The 2108-nt window shown below is 76.8% G+C and carries 1 protein-coding gene; it reads left to right on the top strand.

Features of this window, described 5'->3' with window-relative positions; genetic code table 11:
- A partial coding sequence (locus HG542_RS33215) for a coiled-coil domain-containing protein (protein ID WP_498063296.1) occupies positions 1-2082 on the top strand: 2082 nt, incomplete at its 5' end.
- Positions 2083-2108 lie beyond the last annotated feature (26 nt).

Raw genomic sequence — 2108 nt, 5'->3', positions numbered from 1 at the left:
GCCGGCCGCCTCGCCGAACTGGCCGCGGAGGCCGGGCGGTTGCGTACGGCCGCGGACGCCGCACAGCAGGAGCTGGCGGCGCTGCGCGAGGCCCGCGCCGAGGCGGAGGAGACCGCCGCCGAGGCGGTCGTCGTCCGCGACGAGCGGCAGGAGACCGCCCAGCGCGCCCGCCGCGTCGCCGACGCGCTCGCCGGCCTCGCCTACCGGCTGCGCGAACGCGCCTCCTGGCAGGCCAAGTTGCGCGATCTCGCCGAGGAGGGCGCCGAGGCGGAGGAGCGCGCGGAGGAGTGCATCGACCGGGCGCGCGCCGCTGACGAGGAGCGCCGCGCCGCGCAGCGCGCCGCCGACGACGCCCGCCGCACCGCCCGCGCGCTGCGCGCCGAGCGCGCCGAGATCGCCGGCGCCCCGGACGACATCGCGGAGGACGACCAGGCCCCGGCCGCCTCGCTGCCCGCACTGCGCGAGGCCTACCGCGCCGCCTCCCAGGTGTACGAGAAGGTCGGCGTCGGCGCCGACCTGCGCGCCGAACAGGCCCGCGCCGAGAGCGACGAGAGCGCCGCCCGCGCCGAACTCGACCGCCTCACCAACAAGGTGCGCACCCGCGCCGCCCAGCTCCTGGAGGGCACCGACGGCGCCGACGGCCCGTCCCGCCAGGCCGCCGCCGCCCGGGCCGAGGAGCTCGTGCAGACGCTGGAGACCCGCGCGTCCGCGGCCAGCGAGCAACTGGGCCGGCTGCGCGGCGAGGCCGAGCGCCTCGCCCCGGAGGACGGCGAGGCGCACACCGAGCTCCCCGAGGACCGGGTGCCCGCCGACGCGGCCCAGGCCAAGGAGCTGCTGCGCACCGCCACCGCCGAACTGGCCGCCCGCACCGACGCGTTGGAGAGCGCCCGCACCGCGCACGCGGGCCTGCTGCGCGCCCACCGGGCCGCCGAGGAGGCGGCCGGCGGCTTCGACGACACCGCCGCCCTCCTGCGCGACCTGCTGCGCGACACCACCGGCGACGAGGAAGCCGACGAACCCGAGCCGTACTCCGGCACGTTGGAGGAGGCCCGGCAGGCCGCCGCCGAGGCGCGCCGCTCCCTGCGCGGCTGCGCGGGCGACCTCTCGGCCGCCGAGTCCGCGGTCCGCGAGGCGAGCGACGTACTCGTCCGGCACGCCAACTCCACGCGCTACGAGCAGGTACGCACCCCCGCCCGCCAGCAGATCCGCGAACTGCCCGCCGCCGCCCTGCCGGAGCACGCCGCCGCCTGGGCCGAGGCGTTCGCGCCCCGGCTGCGGGTGCTGACGGACGAGCTGGAGCAGCTGGAGCGCAACCGCGACAGCATCGTCGACCGGCTGCGCGGCCTGGTCGAGTCCTCACTGGCCACGCTGCGTTCGGCCCAGCGGCTGTCCCGGCTGCCGGAGGGCCTGGGGGAGTGGTCGGGGCAGGAGTTCCTGCGCATCCGCTTCGACGACCCCGACCAGTCCACGCTCACCGAGCGCCTGGGCGAGGTCATCGACGAGGCCACCCGGTCCGCCGTCAAGAAGAACTCCGACCTGCGCCGCGACGGCATGTCGCTGCTGCTGCGCGGTGTGCGGGCGGCGCTGTTGCCGCGCGGCGTCGCGGTGGAGATCCTCAAGCCGGACGCGGTGCTGCGCGCCGAGCGGGTGCCGGTGGGGCAGATGGGCGACGTCTTCTCCGGCGGCCAGCTGCTGACCGCGGCCATCGCGCTGTACTGCACCATGGCGGCGCTGCGCAGCAACGACCGCGGCCGCGACAAGCAGCGGCACGCGGGCACGCTGTTCCTGGATAACCCCATCGGCCGCGCCAACGCCACGTATCTGCTGGAGCTCCAGCGGGCCGTCGCCGACGCCCTCGGCGTGCAACTGCTCTACACCACCGGTCTCTTCGACACCACGGCCCTGGCGGAGTTCCCGCTGGTCATCCGGCTGCGCAACGACGCGGACCTGCGCGCGGGCCTGAAGTACATCAGCGTCGAGGAACACCTGCGCCCGGGCCTGCCGCAGCAGGACCCGGACGCGGAGCCGGTACACGGCGAGATCACGGCAACCCGGATGTTCCGCCGCCCGACGGAGGCCTAGCGCCCCATAGGGGCGCGGGGCTGTAC

It is taken from the genome of Streptomyces morookaense, assembly GCF_013030945.1.
In the GTDB taxonomy this organism is placed as follows: Bacteria; Actinomycetota; Actinomycetes; order Streptomycetales; family Streptomycetaceae; genus Streptomyces; species Streptomyces morookaensis.
Note: the sequence above shows the minus strand (reverse complement) of the source record. Positions and strands in the feature narration are given on the sequence as shown.